We start from the raw sequence: 18,507 nt of genomic DNA on the forward strand, positions 1-18,507 counted from the left end.
GGCGACTAGTAGTGCAAGGGAATCAATATCGCGCACCGCATCGCAAAGGACGCAATAACATGCATAAAAACCTTACAGATTGTAAGGTAGATTGCATGAAATTGCTTGGCGTTAATGTATTTGGCGCGTTGGGAGCGCACTCAGAATTTACAACGGCAAGAATTGCACCTGATTGCGGCCTTTTTGCTTGGCGGCATATAAGGCTAGATCGGTGTTTTTTAAGAACGTCGTGGCATCAACAACCATGCCCGGCAAGAAGCTTGACACACCGATGCTGACCGTCATGTGCTTTGCGATGAGCGAGTTGAGATGCGGGATTTTGAGATCTTCCACGGCGCTGCGGATGTTTTCGGCCAGCATTTGCGCAGCGGCTGGGGTGGAATTGGGCAGCAATACAATAAATTCTTCACCACCATAACGCGCCACCATATCGGAGCTTCTTTTCATGGTCGTTCTGATGCAAGTCGCTACTGCAATAATGGCGGCGTCGCCTGCGGGGTGGCCGTAGTGATCGTTGTAGTTTTTAAAAAAGTCGATATCCAGCATGAGCAAGGACAAAGTGGTTTTTTGCCGCATCGCTTGGTTCATCTCGATTTTGTAATGCGAGTCGAAAAAGCGACGGTTATAAATCCCCGTCAATGGATCGGTGGTGGCGTCTTTTTTGTGGGTTTCCGAATGGTCGCGCAACATTTTCTCGCGCTTGATCGACGCGCTGGAGTCGGTGACTTGAATCAAGCAATTCCAGTTGCCTTGGTTGTCTTTAATAGGATTGAGGATGACCGATTGCGATAATTTCTCATCGCTTTTTTGCGGGCTATACAGCGGTAATGGATATTTATGCAGGGCGTTAGAGAGCACCACCGGCAATTTGGTGTTGATGCAGCGCTTAATGGCGGCCACAAAAGGAGCGGGCAGTTTTTCGGGGAAAACCAATTCCAACGGCTGATTAATGGCCGACAAATAATTGATACCGCTATGCTTACTAATCCATTCATTCCACAGCAAAATCTCGCCATTGCTGTCCACTAATATCAAACCAATATTGAGTGCGTTAAATAGCTGTGACCAATCAATTTCTGTCGGTGTCACGGTGGATATATTCATATGTTCTGCAAAAAGCTATCGATCTTGGTACGCAAACTGCTGAGTGAACCTGAGCTAAATAAGAAAATGAGGCGGCCATTGACTTGGCGGCGTTCAATTTCAAGGTTGATGTGTAAAATCAAAATGTATACCTGGTCTTCCAAATCGACGATGTTTTGAATGACTTCATCGGCGCTATAAACGGTATAGGTTGGGAGCGAGCTTTCAAGCTGGATAACCAACATATCGGCCATCGCGGATAGGCAAGCATTGAGAATGATATTGCCCAATTCGCACATCGCTTCTTGCTCAAATTCGGCGAGCTCTTCGACACTCATTTGCGAGCCCATCATGTCGCGCATGATTTCGAGCGCGCTTTCTTCGGAAAATAATAACGACGCTTCTGCGCTAAACGTGCCGCTGAATTGCTGCTTGACGATGCCGAAGTGGGATTGTTCGAGTTGCAGCGCCTGGACGTTGAGTTCTTCGCTTCTGCGGATTTCGACCGAAGGGACAGAGAGTTTGACTTCTTCACCAACGATTTCACTCAGTGAAGCCGCGGCGCGACCCGCTCCAATATTAAAAACTTCGGAGAGTGCATCGAGATGAAGGTCGGTCAGATTAAACACGGCCTGCCTTGAAAAAAGAGATCGCAATGTTGACCGATTTTTCGGTAACTGGCTTCGCCACAAATTGTGCGCCTAAGTCGGCAGCGCGAGTGCGCAGGACTTCTTGGATATTGGCCGAGAAAATCGCGATGCGCAAATGCGGATGTTTGACCAAGATCTGCTCGGCGGCATCGGTGCCTAAAATACCGGGCATGTTGATGTCCATTGTGCAATAGTCAAAATGCTTTTGATCGACCACGGTTAAGGCTTCGTTACCGGAGGATGCTTCGGTAATGACCCAGTTGGGATGTTTATCTAACACAAAGGCACGAATCATCATGCGCGAGACGCGGCTGTCATCAACAATTAACAAGGAACAGACATCACTGGTTTCAGTCGACATAAAACACCTAAAAATATACTAATGAATAACGAAAGTGACCACGAGCAAATCGTTATGAGCTCCTACCCAGTATTGTTTATTTTTTCCGGTTTTTCTAGGTCTATTTGACATTATTTCTCTGTTAAGGCGCGTGCCGAAAGCCTTAACTAGCTTGGCCTAGCTTGGAATCGCTTGCGTGAACCTAAATAAATGCCTTTGTAATAAGGAAATGCGCGACAGCGTTGTTTACAGCTCTTTCATTTTGCGCCACAGCGTGGTGCGGCTAATGCCAAAGTACTGCGCTGTTTTAGCCTTATTTCCCTTAAATCGCCGCAAAATCGGGGCGATTTGTTCAGCGGTGATCAAGTAAGAATCTTCTGGCTCGTCTTGATTGGATGGCGCGTCTGATTGCATTGCTTGGCCCGCTTCTGAAGCTGGTGCTGCAAGCGACTGCAATTCCGGCATGGCTTGCAACAAGAGTTTGGGCGTTAAGGCTTGCAGTGGCTCGGCCAACAAAAATAAGGCCAAACGCTCGCAAATATTACGTAACTCACGCACATTGCCAGGCCAAGAATAATGTTCTAACAAGGATTGGCAGCCTACAATTTCAGCATGCAGGTTGGCGTGCGGTTTCACACCTAGGTTAGCGAGCGCATTTTTTAAGCACCATTCGGTTAAGGCCAAAATGTCGGAACGACGCTCGCGCAAGGACGGCAGCTTTAACTGCAGCACTGCTAGGCGGTAATACAAGTCGCGTCGGAATTGGCCAGTTTCAATCCGCTGCAACAGGTCGGTGTGGGTCGCGCTGATAATGCGGATATCGACTGGAATCGGTCGGGTCGCTCCGACGCGCACGACTTGCCGTTCTTCTAGGACGCGCAACAAGCGTGTTTGTAATGCAAAAGGCATTTCACCAATTTCATCCAAAAACAAGGTGCCGCGCTGGGCTGTCTCAATTAAACCTGCGTGACCGCCGCGTCTGGCTCCAGTGAAAGCGCTGTCTTGGTAGCCGAATAATTCAGCTTCTAATAACGATTCGGCAATCGCTCCACAATTGACTGCTACAAAAGGCGCGCGCGCTCGGTTACTGGCTTGGTGTGTGGCTTGCGCGGCTAACTCTTTGCCGCTGCCGGTTTCGCCCTGAATCAAGACGCTGGCGTTGGAGCGGGCGAACAAGGTGATATTGCTACGTGCTTGTTGCATCACTTCCGAATCGCCCTTGAGCGCATCAATGCCGTGCTTGGCGCGTAAGGTGTCGCGGCTGGCCAGGCTTGGCCCAGCTTCGCTGCGCGAGAATTTGGCAATTTCCAGCGCATCGCTAAAGGCTTGTCGTATCGAATTGGAAGAATACAAAAAGATGCCAGCTAAGCCAGCTTCATCGGCTAAATCAGAAATCAAACCAGCACCAACGATTGCTTTAATGCCACGCGCTTTAAGTTCGCTGATCTGGGCGCGTGCGTCCTCTTCGGTGGTGTAAGTGCGTTGCACGATATCAAAGCCAAAGGTGGATTTAAATTCGGTCAATTCGGGCATGGTTTGTTGATACGTTACGATCCCAATCGCGGAACTGATTTTGCGGGCGCGCGCCAAGGCCTGCATCACATCGAAGCCGCTGGCTTTGGCAATAATGACCGGAACCGGAAGGCGGCTTTTGAGGTAGGCCGCGTTGGAACCAGCGGCAATAATGGCGTCGCACCTCTCGGTTTGCATCCGCTCTCGCAGCACTTTGACCGCATCTTCGAAACCCAAGTGAATCGGCTCGATGTGCGCGTCGTCGGCATATTCGAGCATGATGTCGCGGAATAAATCAAACAACCGCGAGATGGACACCGTCCAGATGATGGGCTTGTCGTTGGAATGAGGAGTCATGCTTAATCGGTATGAAGGAGGACGATGTGACTACCACGTTACAGGGACGTGGTAATCAACGAAATAGCGTTTCAAGCTGTTTCACTGCTGCGAATTATGCGACAGGATTGAAACGTCCGCCAGCTTTTCAACAAAATCCAGCTTTAGATCAAAAGCCAAAGCTGGATGGGCAGGATTACACACAAAAAAGTGAATCAATTGCTATTGGTTTTGAGCTTCCTCGTGGACTTATTTGAGCGCAGGTCGAATCGAGTCGAGATTGCCATCGGACGGCAGGGCAGGCACGTTGATGAGCCACATTAATAAGGAATACACATCGACGTTATCAAAAGCCGGTAGTTGGACATGCTCTTTAAATGACGGGCCAGAGGCGATAAAAATCGCTTGCATGGCTGCGCTTTGATTGTCGTAGCCGTGGGCGCCACCGGAAGTAGTTTTGACGTTGGCTTGATCAGCAAGAATCACCCAGCCGACTTCTGGCATGCACACAATGCTTGGGACGCGCGCATTTTGACCGAAATGCAATCGGGCAGGAATAGTCGCCTTAGCCCAGCACTGCATGTGTTGATGCGGCTTGAGCAAAGCGTCGTTGATGATCTGTTCTTGACCCGTTTGCGGCTCAATTCCAGCATACGCACCCGCCGTAATCAAACGATAGCTATTGCGTGGCGCAAGTTGATCGAGAACGATAGTGCGACTGGAATCAATGGCGGCCATGCCATGATCGGACACAATCACGATATTGGCGTTGATTTGACGTTGATTTAGGCCGCTCAATAACAGCCCAATCACTTGGTCAACATGCGCTGCGGCTTGGGTTGTTAACTCAGAATCTGGGCCATTCATATGCCCCGAATGATCGACTTCATCAAAGTACAAGGTGATAAAACGTGGGCGCGTTGCGAGCGGTTTGTCCATCCATTCCAACACCGTTGCCACACGCTGTTCGGCGCTGATTTTGCCATTGAATACGCGCCACTCGGATGGTCGCACGCCGTGAATATCCGCCTCGGAACCAGGCCAAAACATGGTCGCGCTAGGCACACCATTTTTTTGCGCTGTGACCCAAACAGGTTCAGCTTGATCCCACCAACGCCGGTCAATAACAGCCTCGCGATTGCCCAAACTAAAGCGTTGGTTGGGAATAGTTGCATCTTCCATCGTATTGCCGACGACGCCGTGATGATCGGGCGTGAGTCCGGTGACTAAGGTGTAGTGATTGGGAAAAGTGATCGAAGGAAAAGCAGGACGCATGGCGTCGGCGACTGCGCCTTGCTTAGCGAGTGCGTTTAAATTTGGCGTGACACCACGGGTTAGATAATCGGGCTTGAAGCCGTCGATGGAAATTAAGATCACCGGCGCGGCGTCAGGCTTGGTCTGGATAGCGCTGTTAGATGGCGCCGCAATAACCTTATCGGCTTGATTGGGATGCGCGCACGCCGTTGCTAGGATGGCGAATAAAAGTACACTTGAATAACTTACACTGCGTTTTAGCCAAGACATCGCTTCACCCCATCCAAAGAAAAAAGTTAGGGGTGAATTTTAATAACTAAATATGACGGGCGTATAAATTTTATTAACGTGATCGCTCAACGATGTCATCTTGTGTACAGCGCTTAGCTCACCACAACCCAATACAGTAAGAACAAATTCAATACGAACGATGCAAGCGCGACGCTGCGCCATAACAACACCGGATCGCGCTTGATTAATGGAATAGGGCGCGCTTTATCCAAGGGTCGACTGGCGCCGCGTTCTAGCGCCAGTAAGAATTCATCGGTGGTTTCAAAGCGGTCAAGGGGGTCTTTTGCGACCGCCTTGAGCAAAATGGTTTCCAGCCACATCGGCAATTCGGGGCGATAACGACTTGGATTGACCGGTTCACCAAAGCGCGGGCGGTGAAACGGTTCGATTTCGCCGTAAGGATAGTGGCGCGTTAGCAAGTAATACAAACTAATCCCAATGGCGTAAATATCGGTGCGAACACTGGCCGCGCCGTTCTCAAATTGTTCCGGAGCTAAATACGAAGGCGTACCGGCCAGTGTATTAATGGTAGGGTTATACCAGCCAGACTGGGCTGTGCCTAAATCCAATAAACGGATTTCGCTGTCATCGCCTAAGTGAATATTGGACGGTTTAATATCGCGATGGATGATGCTGCGGCGATGCAAGGCGCCGACCGCCCGCACCAGCTTACAACCGTAACTAACGATCTCGGGCACCGAGAAATAGCGTCCGTTGTCGATTTTTTGTTGCAGCGATGCGCCAGGATGATAGCTGGTTAAAAAGTATAAATAATTGTGCGGCGTGTGCTGCACCACTTGCGGGAAGAAGCGCGCCACAACGCGCTTTGCCAACCATGCTTCATGCGCGAAGGCGCTGCGTTCGTGATGATCGCGACCCCGGTCGGGATGCAATGTTTTTAGTACCAACTGGCGATTTTGTTGGTCATCAAAAACTCGGTACAAGATGGTGGTAGCCGAAGTGTGCATGACCTCTTGCACGAGCAAACCATCAATTTTTTGCCCAACGGTGAGAATGTTAGGCACCGTTAAGTTAATCATCTCTGTTAAGGTATCGCGCAAATCTCCTTCGGGCAGTGCAATGACTTTAATAATGATGGCGCTAATATTGTCTTGCGAGCCGCTTGATAGGGCGTATTGGCACAGCAAATCGGCGGCATCGTCGGGCAAATCGCCTTCGGGCAGATTGCCTAAAAAGTAGTTGATGGTGGAATCGTTTAACGCACTCCACAAGCCATCGCTGACCAGCAAGAAAATATCGCCTTGGTGTAATTCACCCATGCCATGATCAATTGCGATCCGCGTGTCTAGCCCAATGGCGCGAGTCAACACATGCTGCATTTCCGGTCTATCCCAGACATGATCTTGGGTGAGGCACTGAATTTTTTTATCACGGAATAAGTAGGCCCGGCTGTCACCCACGTGCGCGGTGTAATACATGCGTCCGCGCATGACCAAGCTAGTCAAGGTCGTGGCCATGCCGGTCATTTCACCGTGTGTACTGCCCTGATGTTGCACCCAGCTATTAATGGCGACGATGACTTTTTCCAGAGCAGAGGTGATTTCCCACGTGTCGGGCGTGGCGTAATAATCGGATAAAAGTCCGCGCACGCTGTATTCTGCAGCATCCCGTCCCGCTTGGTTGCCAGAGACTCCGTCGGCAATCGCGGCAATCATGCCCTTGCTGGATAGTTCTGGCTCCAAGGGAGTGACCATGCCAACAAAATCCTCGTTCTTAGCGCGATGACCCGCAATCGACGCGTGTTTGATTGAAATGGTTAGTGGCATAGTTATCCGATTCGATTCTTACGCTGCGTTTGTGCCCTAAATGTGTAATCTGGTCTTGGCTTGGCCGACCTTATCGAATGTCGATTCAGGCAACCGTCTGGCACACGCTATCAGCAGCAAGGGCTGTGCCAGCTAAGGCATGATTGTTCGTGGTGCAGAACTAGGTGAATTGCTAACGTTGACTGTCTATTTGAGTGCATCAAACTGGTTTATTTGGGGCATTGCACAATTTGAGTGCGTTTTAGGTGTGGGCCGAATAAGATTAGAGAAAAGCAAGCTCGCGGATGCATGGTTATTGCGATTTAGCGGATTTTCTTCGACATATTAATTTCAGAAAACTCGTGCCCGTCGAGTTGGAAGACATCAGATTTTTCCTCGGTGATGACGAAATTGCTGGATTGATAAAGTCTAATTGCCGGCAAATTACCCGATAAGACTTGCAAATCAATCCAGTTAATTGACGTGGTTTTTAGCAACCAACTTTCAGCGTGCGCCAGCAAAACTTTTCCTAGCCCGATATGGCGCAAGTCGCGCTGCACGCCCATGCCCAGCAGGCACCGTTTGGCTGATGTAGGTTCGGAATGAGCGCGTAAATCGATGTGACCGATGATTTGCCCAGCATCTCCATGACAGAGCCACATTTTGCGCCAGCCAGCTTGGTTGTAAGGCGTGCTTAATCCGCGATAAAACGTAGCAGCCTTTTGTTCAGTCACGACAGAATTCGCGCGCGCCAGCGGCATGAAATACGGTAAGTCGCCTTTACCGTTGTCACTCAATTGGTCGTTTAAATAAGCAATAAATTGGTTGAAATCAGTGATATTGAAATCGCTGATGTTGGCGGCGTGTTTATCGTTGGGATGCACGTGACAGGTTTTCTATGCGTTGTTGACCAGATGGTTGCGGAAGTTACCCAAAGCGGAAACTAGAAACAGTCAACCCACCCATAAACGTTTTCTCATGATAAACGCAGCTCGCTGCGTCGTCTTCCGCTGCGCCAAGCGCCACCATTAGCGGCAGCAGATGTTCTTCTCGCGGGTGCGCTGCATGTGCCGCTGGCGCCGCACTCCAATTAGCGATTTGGGCTGTCCGCGCGGCAGTATCGGCTTGTATTAATGAACTGTGTAACCATGCATCAAATTGTGCCGAAGCGGCATAGCCAGCCGGCCCAAACTGACGCAAATTGTGAAAGCTTAATCCGCTGCCAATAATCACAACACCTTGCTCCCGCAATGGCGCTAATGCGCGGCCCAAGGCAATATGTTCAGTCGGATCAAGGCCGACTTTCAAAGATAATTGCACGATAGGGACATCGGCCTTTGGATAGACCGGATAAATCGCCGAGTACATGCCATGATCGAACCCACGCTGCGCATCCATTCCAGCAGCGATGCCTGCATCCTGAAGTAGCTGTTGAACCTGCTGCGCCAATTCGGGCGAACCCGGCGCAGGGTAGCTAATGCGATAGGTGTAGTCAGGAAAGCCGCCATAGTCGTAAATCATTCCCGGCGCTGAACTCGACATCAGCGTAAATTCAGGCTCTTCCCAATGCGCAGAAATGACCAAAAGCGCTTGAGGCGTGACGCCAAGTTGACGCGGAATGTCTTGCAGCGAAGCTTCCAATTTTGCATAGGCATTGCCATATTCCTGCTTCATAAATGGCCAAGGACCACCGCCGTGGGAGATGAAATAGGTCGGGAGTTTCATAGTTGAGGCTTCCATCGAGGAGTTAAAATTCTTGTGAAGTGATTGTTTAATGTTTGCATTGCTTTAGAATGCCCAAAACATTTTTTGCAACAGCGCTTATGTCCGAATCGAATTCAAGAAGAATAAACCAATTTCATTTATCGAGTGAAACCTTCGCCCGAATCTTATTTTGGGGTGCTTGGTTTTTGCCAACTGTTTTAGCGCTTATGCGATCAGGTGGAAATGGTCGTGCCTGGGAATCCTTGCTGTGGTCGGCTTGCATTTGTGCTTTGCTGGCGATTTTGCCAAGGCGGCTGTTTCGTGTGGCCCAATATTGTTCACTGCTGCTGACGCCTGCGCTGCTTTGGTGGATCGCTTACGCGGCATTAAACGGCATCGGCCCCGGTTGGCAAGCTGCGTTGGCTGCGACCGCCACATCGGTAAATGAAACCAAAGATGCGCTTAAATTAGCAATTGATGCGCCGTACTTTGTATTTTTTTCTTTGGTTTGCGTAGCATCCCTAGTCGTTAGCTTTTATCTTTACACGACAACGTTGGCGATGGCAGCCACATCTGCTAAAACCAGCGAAGGTTTGAAATTGATCTTTGCACTGGCGCTACTGCCGTTTGCTTATTCGTATATTGTTAGCTCGCTGGGCGCGCATCTTCCGATTATTTTCCTCTCTTCGGATTCGAGTTTTTCAACTATTGGCTCGGCGACGAGGTTGGTTTGGGAAGGGGTAGACCAAGTTCTGTATGGCGATATTTTGTACGCCGGTCATTCACGTTTGCCGGCAAAAGTTAGCGTGCACGTGAAAGCGCCTCGATTGGCAATGTTCGTTGTGGGCGAAAGTGTTCGCGCCGGTGGAATTGGAATTGAAAAAATTGAGCGTGGTCCCTGGACCAAAGCCTTGAATGAGCGAGTTAATAATCATCTTGGCGTTTGGCTACCAACCACTTGCGCTGGGTCAAATGGAACAGCGGTTTCGGTTCCAATGCTAATCACGGAAACTGAACCCAGCAATTACAAGCAATCCGCTACGGCGCCTTCCGTGCTTGCCATGCTTAAAGCCGCTGGTTATAAAACCGCATGGATTAGCAATCAAGATACTAATGTTTTTAGTGAGTCTGGCCATGACTACTATTGGACGATTTCGCGCTCTGCTGGCGTTAGCGATAGCTACGATGAAGAAATGCTGCCAATTGCTAGTGCATTTATCTCTCCCTTGCGCGCGCAACAGAACGCAATGACAACGCCTTATGCAATGGTCTTGCACATGCACGGAAGCCATTTTAGTTACCAAGAGCGTTATCCAGTGGCTGAATTCGCCAAAGAACCAGAGAACCTTTCATCGGACGATTTAACGGAATTACGTTATGAGCGTAGCGAAGAATACAGCGCAAAGGTAATTGTTAAATTAGCCGCCTTATTGGATTCGGTTGACTATCCAGCTTTTTTGGTTTTTAGCGGTGATCATGGAGAAAATCTGCCCAGTGATCATAATGGCGTTTTAACTCATCTCGGACCACGCGCGACGATCCGGGATGGGACGACGACTAGTTTTGTTTTGTGGAATCGCGCTATGCAACTGAGCGCGGCACCAGACACACTCTTGCGTAATGTCATCAATCAAAACATGATTGCCCACGTCGATATCGCAAAAATATTCTTAACGCTGTCCGGATTTTCAAATGACGCTGTGACCCCTGCTAAGCAAGTCACAATTTTGGCGCCGGTTGAAGTTGGTGCGCCGGCTTTTACCGTGAATGACTGTTCATTATTAAAGCCGTGAAATTTGGAGCGCTATTGTTTGCTTAACACCACTATGAGTGCTGAAATCTCGGTTTTGTTTTCTTGCCTCACCGCAGACGATTTAATCGCTATCACATCAAAATTGTACAGCGCCGATAAGCGCAAAATGTAGTCCTCAGAATGCGCATAGCGGCAACTAGTTTGTAGTTGAAAATCACGCCCAGTCGCGCTAGAAATAAGTTCTTCCACCGAAAAACAAAATAGACCGCCACCGTTCAATGCAGCCCGAGCTGCTTTGAATAGTCTGGTTAGATCACCTAAGTAGACAAACACATCCGCAGCAACAATGACGTCAATGTTGTTCGCCGTTTCCATGTACTCGACAATTTCTGAGCAAGTCAATTCGTCGTATAGATCAAGTTTCGCAGCTTGTTTGATCATGTTGGGGGATAAATCAATTCCGACTAGCTTGCTCGAATAAGGACGTAAAAATGGAGCGCAAAGGCCAGTCCCGCAACCCAAATCGAGCATGATAAGTTGATTGGACTGGCGATGTTGAATAATAAGCTGTCCCAATATTTGCGGAGTTTGATAGTTTAGAACGCCCACTAAATGTTCATCAAAATGATCGGCATATTGATCAAACAATTCCTTAACGTAGTTAGCCGGAGGCGCCATCGGCGTCGCTCCGATCCCCATAGTCGCTAGAACAAAATCAATGTGTTGTTGATCCGCGCCATGCATACTGGCTCTGTTGTACGCTTCGACAGCGTCGCTGCTGCGTTCCAATCGGCGCAGCGTATTTGCTCGATATAAATGAAGTTTGGCTTCGCTTTCCTTTGATGTGAGTGCACGGTCAAAACTCAACAAAGCCTCATCTAGTCGCCCCAATTTATTGAAAATTATGCCTTTATTTGTGTGAGCCTCATGATAGTTACTGCGATGCTCAAGAGCGCAGTCATAACTAGCAATGGCCGCGTTGAATTGCTGTAAGAGCTGCAGACTTAGACCCTGGGCAAAATAGGCATCGGGATAGTCAGGACGCACAAGCAAAGCCTGCTCTAAGCTTTGCAATGCCTCTTCGTGTTGGTCGATGGATTGGTAAGCGACAGCGCAGTTGTAGATCGCCTCGGAGTAATTGGGTTGATGCAGTAATGCAGTTCGGTAGCTAGTGATTGCTTGTTGAATGCGGCCTAAATGTTTAAGTGAATTACCGCGATTATTGTGCGCTATCGCATAGTTTGGCTTTAGCTCGATGGCGATTTCGAGATTATTCAGCCCATGTTGATAGGCGCCGATGTCGTTTAAGGCTGAACCGAGATTACAAAACGCGCTGGCGTGTTCAATGGTAAAAACAGTCGTCACTGTCTGCAACGCCTGCTGAATTAATCGGATCGCCTCGCGCGGATTGCCACGTTGCTGCTCAATTACGCCAGAAAAATGCAGCGCATCAAAATGAGTTGGTTCAACCATCAGAATTTGTTGATACAACTGGCTGGCGGCATCAAGTTGGCCTTGCTGGTGGAATTCGATTGCCTGTTTTAATTGTTCACTATTTGTTGTTTTATTATTCATTTGGACTAGTTTGATTAAGATTGATCCTGATCAAACTTCTTAAATTGTTTCGTAATCAATATGAAAAAGCCCGCTTGTAATTTAAAAGAGATGCCTAATCTATGGGCGCATCTGAGTACAAAATACTGTTTAGGAGATTTTCATGCGTTTTGATAAATTAACTACAAAATTACAAGCCGCACTCGCTAACGCGCAAAGCTTAGCGGTGCGCAAAGACAACGCCTATATTGAGCCGGTGCATATTTTGCTGGCTTTATTGGACGACGATGATATGTCGGCTAATTCCTTATTGCAACGTGCTGGTGTCAACGTCGCGGCGCTAACCGCTTCTTTAAACACCGCGGTCGGCAAACTGGCGAAAGTCACCGGCAATGGCGGCGAAGTGACCTTAAGTCGCGAATCGTCATCTCTGTTTAACCTGGCAGAAAAAGAATCCGAAAAGCGCGGCGATCAATTCTTGGCCTCTGAAATTGTTTTACTCGCTTTCTGCGACGATAAATCCGAAGCCGGTCAATTAGCGCGTCAGTACGGCCTGAATAAAACCGCGATGCAAGCTGCAATTGATGCGGTGCGCGGTGGCGCGTCGGTGGATGCCCCCGAGGCCGAGGAACAACGCGAAGCGTTAAAAAAATACACGGTCGATTTAACCGCGTTAGCGCGCAAAGGCAAGCTCGATCCGGTTATTGGGCGCGACGATGAAATCCGCCGTACCATCCAAATTTTGCAACGTCGCAGTAAAAATAATCCAGTTTTGATTGGCGAGCCCGGCGTGGGTAAAACCGCGATTGTCGAAGGCTTGGCTCAGCGAATCGTCAATGGCGAAGTGCCCGATAGCTTGAAGTCCAAACGCGTTTTATCCTTGGACATGGCGTCATTATTGGCCGGTGCTAAATACCGTGGCGAGTTTGAAGAACGTCTTAAATCGGTATTAAAAGAAATCGCCTTGGACGAAGGTCAAACCATCGTTTTTATCGATGAGTTGCACACCATGGTCGGTGCTGGCAAAGCCGAAGGCTCAATCGATGCGGGCAATATGTTGAAACCCGCTTTAGCCCGCGGTGAGTTGCATTGCGTCGGTGCGACGACGTTGGACGAATACCGCAAATACGTTGAGAAGGATGCGGCTTTAGAGCGCCGTTTCCAAAAAGTGCTGGTCGATGAACCAAGCGTTGAAGCCACGATTGCGATTCTGCGTGGCTTGCAAGAAAAATACGAAGTCCACCATGGTGTCGATATCACTGATCCCGCGATTGTGGCCGCGGCGGAACTATCGCACCGCTACATCACTGACCGGTTCTTACCCGATAAAGCGATTGATTTGATTGATGAGGCGGCTTCTAAGATCAAGATCGAAATCGATTCCCGTCCTGAAGTCATGGATAAACTCGATCGTCGCACGATTCAATTAAAAATTGAACGCGAAGCGATTAAAAAAGAAAAGGACGAAAGCTCCAAAAAGCGTTTGGAATTAATCGAGCAAGAAATCGTCAAGTTGGAACGCGAATACGCGGATTTAGAAGAAATATGGAAAGCCGAAAAAGCCTCTGTCCAAGGTAGCACGCAGATCAAAGAAGAGATCGAAAAAGTGCGCCTAGAAATGGAAGAAGCGCGCCGCAAAGGCGACTGGCAAGCGATGTCCGAATTGCAATATGGACGTTTGCCCGAGCTGGAAGCGAAAGCCAAATTGATCGACAAAGGCGAAGCAAAAAACGGCAAAACACCTAAGCTACGTTTATTGCGCACCCAAGTCGGCGCGGAAGAAATCGCCGAAGTCGTCTCACGCGCAACCGGTATTCCGGTGTCACGCATGATGACCGGCGAACGCGAGAAGTTAATGCATATGGAGCAGCGTTTGCATCAACGTGTGGTTGGTCAAGATGAAGCCGTTGTTGCGGTGTCCGACGCAATTCGTCGCTCCCGCGCTGGGCTGGCTGATACCAGCCGACCATATGGTTCTTTCTTGTTTTTAGGTCCAACCGGTGTTGGTAAAACCGAGCTGTGCAAAGCCTTAGCGAACTTCTTATTTGATAGCGAAGACGCCTTAATTCGTATCGATATGAGCGAATTCATGGAGAAACATTCGGTAGCGCGCTTGATCGGCGCGCCGCCGGGTTATGTGGGCTACGAAGAGGGCGGCTATTTAACCGAGGCAGTGCGCCGCAAACCGTATTCGGTGATTTTGCTCGATGAAGTTGAAAAGGCGCATCACGATGTGTTTAACGTCTTGCTGCAAGTTTTGGATGATGGTCGCATGACGGATGGTCAAGGCCGCACAGTTGACTTTAAAAATACGGTCATCGTAATGACTTCCAACCTCGGTTCGCACCGAATTCAAGCAATGGAAGACAGCGAACCAGCGCTGGTCAAAATGGCGGTCATGGGCGAAGTGCGTGAACATTTCCGACCTGAATTCATTAATCGGATTGATGAAATCGTGGTATTCCATGCATTAGATGCAAAAAATATCGGTTCGATTGCGAAAATCCAATTGGGTATTTTGCAAGGGCGCTTGGCGAAAATGGAAATTGGTTTGGATGTCAGCATCGAGGCATTATCCAAGATTGCCGAAGCCGGTTTCGATCCAGTGTATGGCGCACGTCCATTAAAACGGGCGATCCAGCAGCTCATCGAAAATCCCTTATCGAAGCTTATTTTGGAGGGTAAATATCTTCCAAAACAAGTCGTGCATATTACGGTGGACGATGGGCAGTTAGTCTTTAAATAAATTGCCCGTTTAGGTTTTAAAAACCAATATTGGGTCGAGTGTAGCGGCGCGGACAAGTTAATCTTGTTCGCGCCGTGATTATTTTAAGCCGCTAAATGGCAATGCCACCTAATCTGTTTGTGCTAGATCAAGCTTGATTCGTGATTGCTTTGGTAAAGTCCTCTAATCGATTTTTCCGTCAGAGAGCTACCTTGCTAACTTCTAAATTTCCAATGTTGTCTATCAAAGGCAAGTCTTTGCTGCCTATCGTGCAAGGTGGTATGGGCGTCGGCGTCTCTGCGCATCGCCTAGCCGGAACAGTCGCTGGCTTGGGTGCGATGGGAACGATATCGAGCGTAGATTTGCGCCGCCATCATTCTGACTTGATGGAATTCACTGCAAAGTCGCGTGACAAAGATCAAATTAACCGCGTCAATTTAATTGCGCTCGACCGCGAGATTAAAGCCGCTCAGCGCCTAGCTAACGGCACTGGCATGATCGCTGTCAACGTGATGAAAGCGGTATCCGAATATGCCGCCTATGTGCGCCAAGCGTGCGCCAGTGGGATTGACGCGGTTGTGGTCGGTGCTGGCTTGCCGCTCGATTTGCCGGAATTGACATCGGATTTTCCTAAAGTGGCGTTAATTCCCATTTTGTCGGATGCGCGTGGCATTGCCTTGGTGCTGAAAAAATGGATGCGTAAAAATCGTCTGCCAGACGCCATCGTCATTGAAAATCCGCGCTACGCCGCTGGGCACTTGGGTGCGGCCAAGCCGGAAGATGTGAATTTGCCGCAGTTTGCTTTTCCTTCGGTGCTAGAAAATACGCTGCAATTATTTAAAGACTTGGGTATTGAATCTGAGCGTATCCCCTTAATTACCGCAGGCGGAATTCACCAACATGAACAAGTGGATCAATTGGTTAAATTAGGCGCTTCCGCGATTCAATTGGGCACACCGTTTGCGGTGACCGAAGAGGGCGACGCGCATCCCGATTTTAAAAAGGTATTAGTGCAAGCCAAGCCGGAAGATATTGTGACTTTTATGAGCGTTGCCGGATTACCAGCGCGTGGTGTAAAAACGCCGTGGTTGGAAAACTATTTGAGCAAAGAATCTAAGATGCAGAGCAAAGCGCATGTTCAAGAATGCACCGTAGGATTTGATTGTTTGCAGCAATGCGGACTGCGCGACGGTAACGCGAAAGCAGGGCAGTTTTGTATCGATACCCGCTTGGGCTTTGCGCTGCAAGGCGATGTGAAGCGCGGCTTATTTTTTAGAGGTTCAGAGCCGCTGCCGATGGGGAGCGAAATTCGTTCGGCTAAAGAGTTGATTAACTACATGTTAAACGGCAGTCGCGAAAGTCAGTAATTCGACTAAAGTCGCAATAAAGCGATCACGAATAAAAAATGCTGCATCAAGATGAATTGATGCAGCATTTTTTTATTGGTGTTGAGTTGTTGCTTGCAATTGTTAGCGCCGATGGATTTTCATGATCTGCTGCTGTTCACGCTGCCAATCGCGATTCTTTTCGGTTTCGCGTTTGTCGTATTGTTTTTTACCTTTGGCTAAACCAATTTGTAATTTGATCCGACCACCTTTGAAGTGCATATTGACCGGCACCAAGGTATAACCAGCGCGCTCAACTTTACCGACTAATTTATTAATTTCTGATTTATTTAATAATAATTTTCGTGTGCGCAGTGCTTCGGGGCTAATGTGGGTAGAGGCGGTTGGCAATGCGCCGATATGCGCGCCGAACAGAAAAATCTCCCCATTTTTGACGATCACATATGCTTCTTTTAGTTGAACGCGGCCAGCGCGAATTGCTTTGACTTCCCAGCCCTGCAAGACGACACCGGCTTCAAATTGTTCTTCGATAAAATAATCGTGAAAGGCTTTTTTATTATCAGCAATGCTCATAAGGACTTTTATTATTTGGTAAATAGTTTAACTTTGCTTAGTTCGGTTCAGCCCAAGAACTGGTTTGCTTGGCGGCGAAAGGTAGGTAATAAGCAAGTAAGTCGGGTAAAATTTCGAATTACGGGAAATTTTACCCATATAAAAATGGTTTATAAAAAATGGCGGTAGTTCAAAAATCAGTCTTGGTTGGCTTTAGTGCCGAACAAATGTTTGCTTTGGTCGATGCGGTGGAAGATTATCCGCAATTCTTACCTTGGTGCGGCGGAGTTAAGGTGCAACAACGCACTGAGCAAAGTTTGGTGGCAACGATAGACATCAATTTTCATGGCGTGCGTCAAAGTTTTACGACTGAAAACTCCAACAACGCACCGACTTTAATGAAAATGAAGCTCATTTCTGGGCCATTTAAACATCTGGATGGCACGTGGACTTTTAAACCGCTGCGGGAAAACGCCTGCAAAATCGAATTTGATCTGCATTACGAATTTTCCAGCAAGATTTTAGATCATTTGATCGGGCCTGTGTTTAGTAAAATCGCCAACAGCTTCGTCGATGCCTTTTGTGCCCATGCTGAAACCGTGTATGGAAAATGATTCATTGATAACGGTTCAGGTCTGCTATATCGACGTTGAACACCAGTTTTTAAAGTCCGTCTCCATTGCGTCTGGATCCAACATTTCCAAGGCGATTGCCCTAAGCGGCTTTGCGGAAGCTTTCCCCGCCATCGAGCTTGCCAAGCTTAAAGTGGGGATCTATTCAAAAATTAAAAGCCTAAGCACCGTGGTTAGGCCGGGTGACCGAATTGAGATTTATCGCCCATTGCAGGTCGATCCTATGTTAGCTAGACGGCGCCGCGCAGGCACGCGCCCAGCTAAAGCTAATCCTTAATTGCAATCCGCCATCCGTTGATTGGTGGTCGCTTGCTCTTGCGAGCGTTGCTCGTCGGTTAAGTAGGCCTTTTCCCCCGCGGTGTTGAATTGGGCAATCCGTTGTCCTGAGTCTAGGCTCATTTTGTATTCCTTTAAGCGCTTGCAGTTATCCGCTTTTGCCGCCTGTATATTGGCCGCTTCCGCATCTTTCTTGGCTTTTGCCGCGAGTTCATCGCGCCGTTTTTTGGACGCTAAGTCTTTTTCGGCCAGTGTGAGCTCGTGTTTTGGTTCTGACGATCCAGTTGAGTCGGCGTCGTCCACTGAGCTTGGAGCATCGAAGCTGCGACCGGCGTATTTTAGGATTTTGTTTTTGGCGACCGATGCGGGTGGTGGTTGGTCTGAAAATTGTTTATTGCCTTTTTCATCAACCCATACATACTGAGCTAGGACAGCAGTGCTCATTGACAACAAGATGGCCAGGATTGCGAAGGATTTGCAGGAAAACGTCTTCATGATGTTCACTTTTTCAATGGTAAAAGAGACTTAAGTAATTTGTTGCTTTGGTGCTAGATTTCGACATGCTTTAAGTCATCTGTCAATAAGGTTTTCGTTTGGCAACTATCTGTATCAAATTTGTACATCCGTAGTTGGCTTGATTTTGTTGCTTGAAATGCATTGTTTAGAGTGATTTCTTTCTCAAAAATAACAAAAAATCTTCCCGGCAATAAGACGATTTGCCAAGTTTTCTGTA

17 protein-coding genes are annotated in these 18,507 nt (G+C 48.4%); 6 read left to right on the forward strand and 11 right to left on the reverse strand.

All coding sequences use genetic code 11. The annotated features are described in order from the left end of the window. Nucleotides 1-147: 147 nt before the first annotated feature. The 4 genes from E2I14_RS02915 to prpR form a co-directional block, all read right to left on the reverse strand. Nucleotides 148-1,104 carry a sensor domain-containing diguanylate cyclase gene (locus E2I14_RS02915; RefSeq protein WP_133325229.1) on the reverse strand — a complete coding sequence of 319 codons (957 nt, stop codon included), beginning with the start codon at nt 1,102-1,104 and terminating at the stop codon, nt 148-150. Further along, nucleotides 1,101-1,712 carry a chemotaxis protein CheC gene (locus E2I14_RS02920; RefSeq protein WP_133325231.1) on the reverse strand — a complete coding sequence of 204 codons (612 nt, stop codon included), beginning with the start codon at nt 1,710-1,712 and terminating at the stop codon, nt 1,101-1,103. Before E2I14_RS02920 ends, E2I14_RS02915 begins: the two co-directional genes overlap by 4 nt. Further along, a complete protein-coding gene (locus tag E2I14_RS02925; protein ID WP_133325233.1) occupies nt 1,705-2,094 on the reverse strand; it encodes a response regulator transcription factor in 390 nt (129 codons plus the stop codon). The genes E2I14_RS02920 and E2I14_RS02925 overlap by 8 nt, the downstream gene beginning before the upstream one ends. A gap of 225 nt (nt 2,095-2,319) precedes the next feature. Next, on the reverse strand, nt 2,320-3,942 hold the full coding sequence (gene prpR / locus E2I14_RS02930) for a propionate catabolism operon regulatory protein PrpR (protein ID WP_133325235.1): 1,623 nt from the start codon (nt 3,940-3,942) through the stop codon (nt 2,320-2,322). A 26-nt stretch (nt 3,943-3,968) separates the two neighbouring features. On the opposite strand from prpR, the gene E2I14_RS02935 reads away from it, so the two are divergent. After that, a complete protein-coding gene (locus E2I14_RS02935; RefSeq protein ID WP_133325237.1) occupies nt 3,969-4,178 on the forward strand; it encodes a hypothetical protein in 210 nt (69 codons plus the stop codon). On the opposite strand, the gene E2I14_RS02940 is transcribed toward E2I14_RS02935, so the two are convergent. The 4 genes from E2I14_RS02940 to E2I14_RS02955 all read right to left on the reverse strand — a co-directional run bounded on the left by E2I14_RS02940 (nt 4,171) and on the right by E2I14_RS02955 (nt 8,957). Then, nucleotides 4,171-5,445, reverse strand: a complete 1,275-nt coding sequence (locus tag E2I14_RS02940) for an alkaline phosphatase family protein (RefSeq protein WP_133325239.1) — start codon at nt 5,443-5,445, stop codon at nt 4,171-4,173. The two genes, E2I14_RS02935 and E2I14_RS02940, sit on opposite strands and share 8 nt — an antisense overlap. Nucleotides 5,446-5,558: 113 nt before the next feature. Further along, on the reverse strand, nt 5,559-7,253 hold the full coding sequence (locus tag E2I14_RS02945) for a bifunctional protein-serine/threonine kinase/phosphatase (RefSeq protein WP_133325241.1): 1,695 nt from the start codon (nt 7,251-7,253) through the stop codon (nt 5,559-5,561). A 302-nt stretch (nt 7,254-7,555) separates the two neighbouring features. Continuing rightward, complete coding sequence (locus E2I14_RS02950; protein ID WP_227544565.1) at nt 7,556-8,116, reverse strand: GNAT family N-acetyltransferase; 561 nt, start codon at nt 8,114-8,116, stop codon at nt 7,556-7,558. 43 nt (nt 8,117-8,159) lie between these two features. Beyond that, entirely contained in the window at nt 8,160-8,957 is a 798-nt protein-coding gene (locus tag E2I14_RS02955) for a DODA-type extradiol aromatic ring-opening family dioxygenase (RefSeq protein WP_133325243.1), read from the reverse strand. A gap of 98 nt (nt 8,958-9,055) precedes the next feature. On the opposite strand from E2I14_RS02955, the gene E2I14_RS02960 reads away from it, so the two are divergent. Further along, nucleotides 9,056-10,729: a sulfatase-like hydrolase/transferase gene (locus E2I14_RS02960; protein WP_165967731.1), complete on the forward strand. Its 1,674-nt coding sequence runs from the start codon at nt 9,056-9,058 to the stop codon at nt 10,727-10,729. An 11-nt stretch (nt 10,730-10,740) separates the two neighbouring features. On the opposite strand, the gene E2I14_RS02965 is transcribed toward E2I14_RS02960, so the two are convergent. Next, nucleotides 10,741-12,264: a tetratricopeptide repeat protein gene (locus tag E2I14_RS02965; protein WP_133325247.1), complete on the reverse strand. Its 1,524-nt coding sequence runs from the start codon at nt 12,262-12,264 to the stop codon at nt 10,741-10,743. Nucleotides 12,265-12,406: 142 nt separating this feature from the next. Between E2I14_RS02965 and clpB the strand changes: the two genes are divergently transcribed. Both clpB and E2I14_RS02975 read left to right on the forward strand, forming a co-directional pair. Next, nucleotides 12,407-14,989 carry an ATP-dependent chaperone ClpB gene (clpB, locus tag E2I14_RS02970; RefSeq protein ID WP_133325249.1) on the forward strand — a complete coding sequence of 861 codons (2,583 nt, stop codon included), beginning with the start codon at nt 12,407-12,409 and terminating at the stop codon, nt 14,987-14,989. 212 nt (nt 14,990-15,201) lie between these two features. Then, complete coding sequence (locus E2I14_RS02975) at nt 15,202-16,335, forward strand: NAD(P)H-dependent flavin oxidoreductase (protein ID WP_133325744.1); 1,134 nt, start codon at nt 15,202-15,204, stop codon at nt 16,333-16,335. Nucleotides 16,336-16,437: 102 nt separating this feature from the next. Here E2I14_RS02975 and smpB read toward each other — a convergent pair whose 3' ends face one another. Beyond that, nucleotides 16,438-16,887 carry an SsrA-binding protein SmpB gene (smpB, locus tag E2I14_RS02980; protein ID WP_133325251.1) on the reverse strand — a complete coding sequence of 150 codons (450 nt, stop codon included), beginning with the start codon at nt 16,885-16,887 and terminating at the stop codon, nt 16,438-16,440. 158 nt (nt 16,888-17,045) lie between these two features. Between smpB and E2I14_RS02985 the strand changes: the two genes are divergently transcribed. After that, complete coding sequence (locus E2I14_RS02985) at nt 17,046-17,480, forward strand: type II toxin-antitoxin system RatA family toxin (RefSeq protein WP_133325253.1); 435 nt, start codon at nt 17,046-17,048, stop codon at nt 17,478-17,480. Next, the gene (locus E2I14_RS02990) at nt 17,470-17,775 is read left to right on the forward strand and encodes an RnfH family protein (protein WP_133325255.1); all 306 of its coding nucleotides are present in this window, start codon (nt 17,470-17,472) and stop codon (nt 17,773-17,775) included. Before E2I14_RS02985 ends, E2I14_RS02990 begins: the two co-directional genes overlap by 11 nt. Here the strand turns inward: E2I14_RS02990 and E2I14_RS02995 are convergent. Then, nucleotides 17,772-18,218, reverse strand: a complete 447-nt coding sequence (locus tag E2I14_RS02995) for a DUF4124 domain-containing protein (RefSeq protein WP_165967732.1) — start codon at nt 18,216-18,218, stop codon at nt 17,772-17,774. The genes E2I14_RS02990 and E2I14_RS02995 overlap by 4 nt on opposite strands. Nucleotides 18,219-18,507: the final 289 nt, after the last annotated feature.

The organism is Sapientia aquatica, assembly GCF_004358105.1.
Taxonomy (GTDB): Bacteria; Pseudomonadota; Gammaproteobacteria; order Burkholderiales; family Burkholderiaceae_D; genus Solimicrobium; species Solimicrobium aquaticum.

What these genes read in the sequence shown, in the direction of transcription:
- E2I14_RS02955 (WP_133325243.1), bottom strand. Translation starts at nt 8,957, where the DNA reads ATGAAACTCCCGACCTATTTCATCTCCCACGGCGGTGGTCCTTGGCCA.
- E2I14_RS02965 (WP_133325247.1), bottom strand. Translation starts at nt 12,264, where the DNA reads ATGAATAATAAAACAACAAATAGTGAACAATTAAAACAGGCAATCGAA.
- E2I14_RS02925 (WP_133325233.1), bottom strand. Translation starts at nt 2,094, where the DNA reads ATGTCGACTGAAACCAGTGATGTCTGTTCCTTGTTAATTGTTGATGAC.
- E2I14_RS02990 (WP_133325255.1), top strand. Translation starts at nt 17,470, where the DNA reads ATGGAAAATGATTCATTGATAACGGTTCAGGTCTGCTATATCGACGTT.
- smpB (WP_133325251.1), bottom strand. Translation starts at nt 16,887, where the DNA reads ATGAGCATTGCTGATAATAAAAAAGCCTTTCACGATTATTTTATCGAA.
- prpR (WP_133325235.1), bottom strand. Translation starts at nt 3,942, where the DNA reads ATGACTCCTCATTCCAACGACAAGCCCATCATCTGGACGGTGTCCATC.
- E2I14_RS02975 (WP_133325744.1), top strand. Translation starts at nt 15,202, where the DNA reads ATGTTGTCTATCAAAGGCAAGTCTTTGCTGCCTATCGTGCAAGGTGGT.
- E2I14_RS02995 (WP_165967732.1), bottom strand. Translation starts at nt 18,218, where the DNA reads ATGAGCACTGCTGTCCTAGCTCAGTATGTATGGGTTGATGAAAAAGGC.
- clpB (WP_133325249.1), top strand. Translation starts at nt 12,407, where the DNA reads ATGCGTTTTGATAAATTAACTACAAAATTACAAGCCGCACTCGCTAAC.
- E2I14_RS02945 (WP_133325241.1), bottom strand. Translation starts at nt 7,253, where the DNA reads ATGCCACTAACCATTTCAATCAAACACGCGTCGATTGCGGGTCATCGC.
- E2I14_RS02940 (WP_133325239.1), bottom strand. Translation starts at nt 5,445, where the DNA reads ATGTCTTGGCTAAAACGCAGTGTAAGTTATTCAAGTGTACTTTTATTC.
- E2I14_RS02985 (WP_133325253.1), top strand. Translation starts at nt 17,046, where the DNA reads ATGGCGGTAGTTCAAAAATCAGTCTTGGTTGGCTTTAGTGCCGAACAA.
- E2I14_RS02960 (WP_165967731.1), top strand. Translation starts at nt 9,056, where the DNA reads ATGTCCGAATCGAATTCAAGAAGAATAAACCAATTTCATTTATCGAGT.
- E2I14_RS02915 (WP_133325229.1), bottom strand. Translation starts at nt 1,104, where the DNA reads ATGAATATATCCACCGTGACACCGACAGAAATTGATTGGTCACAGCTA.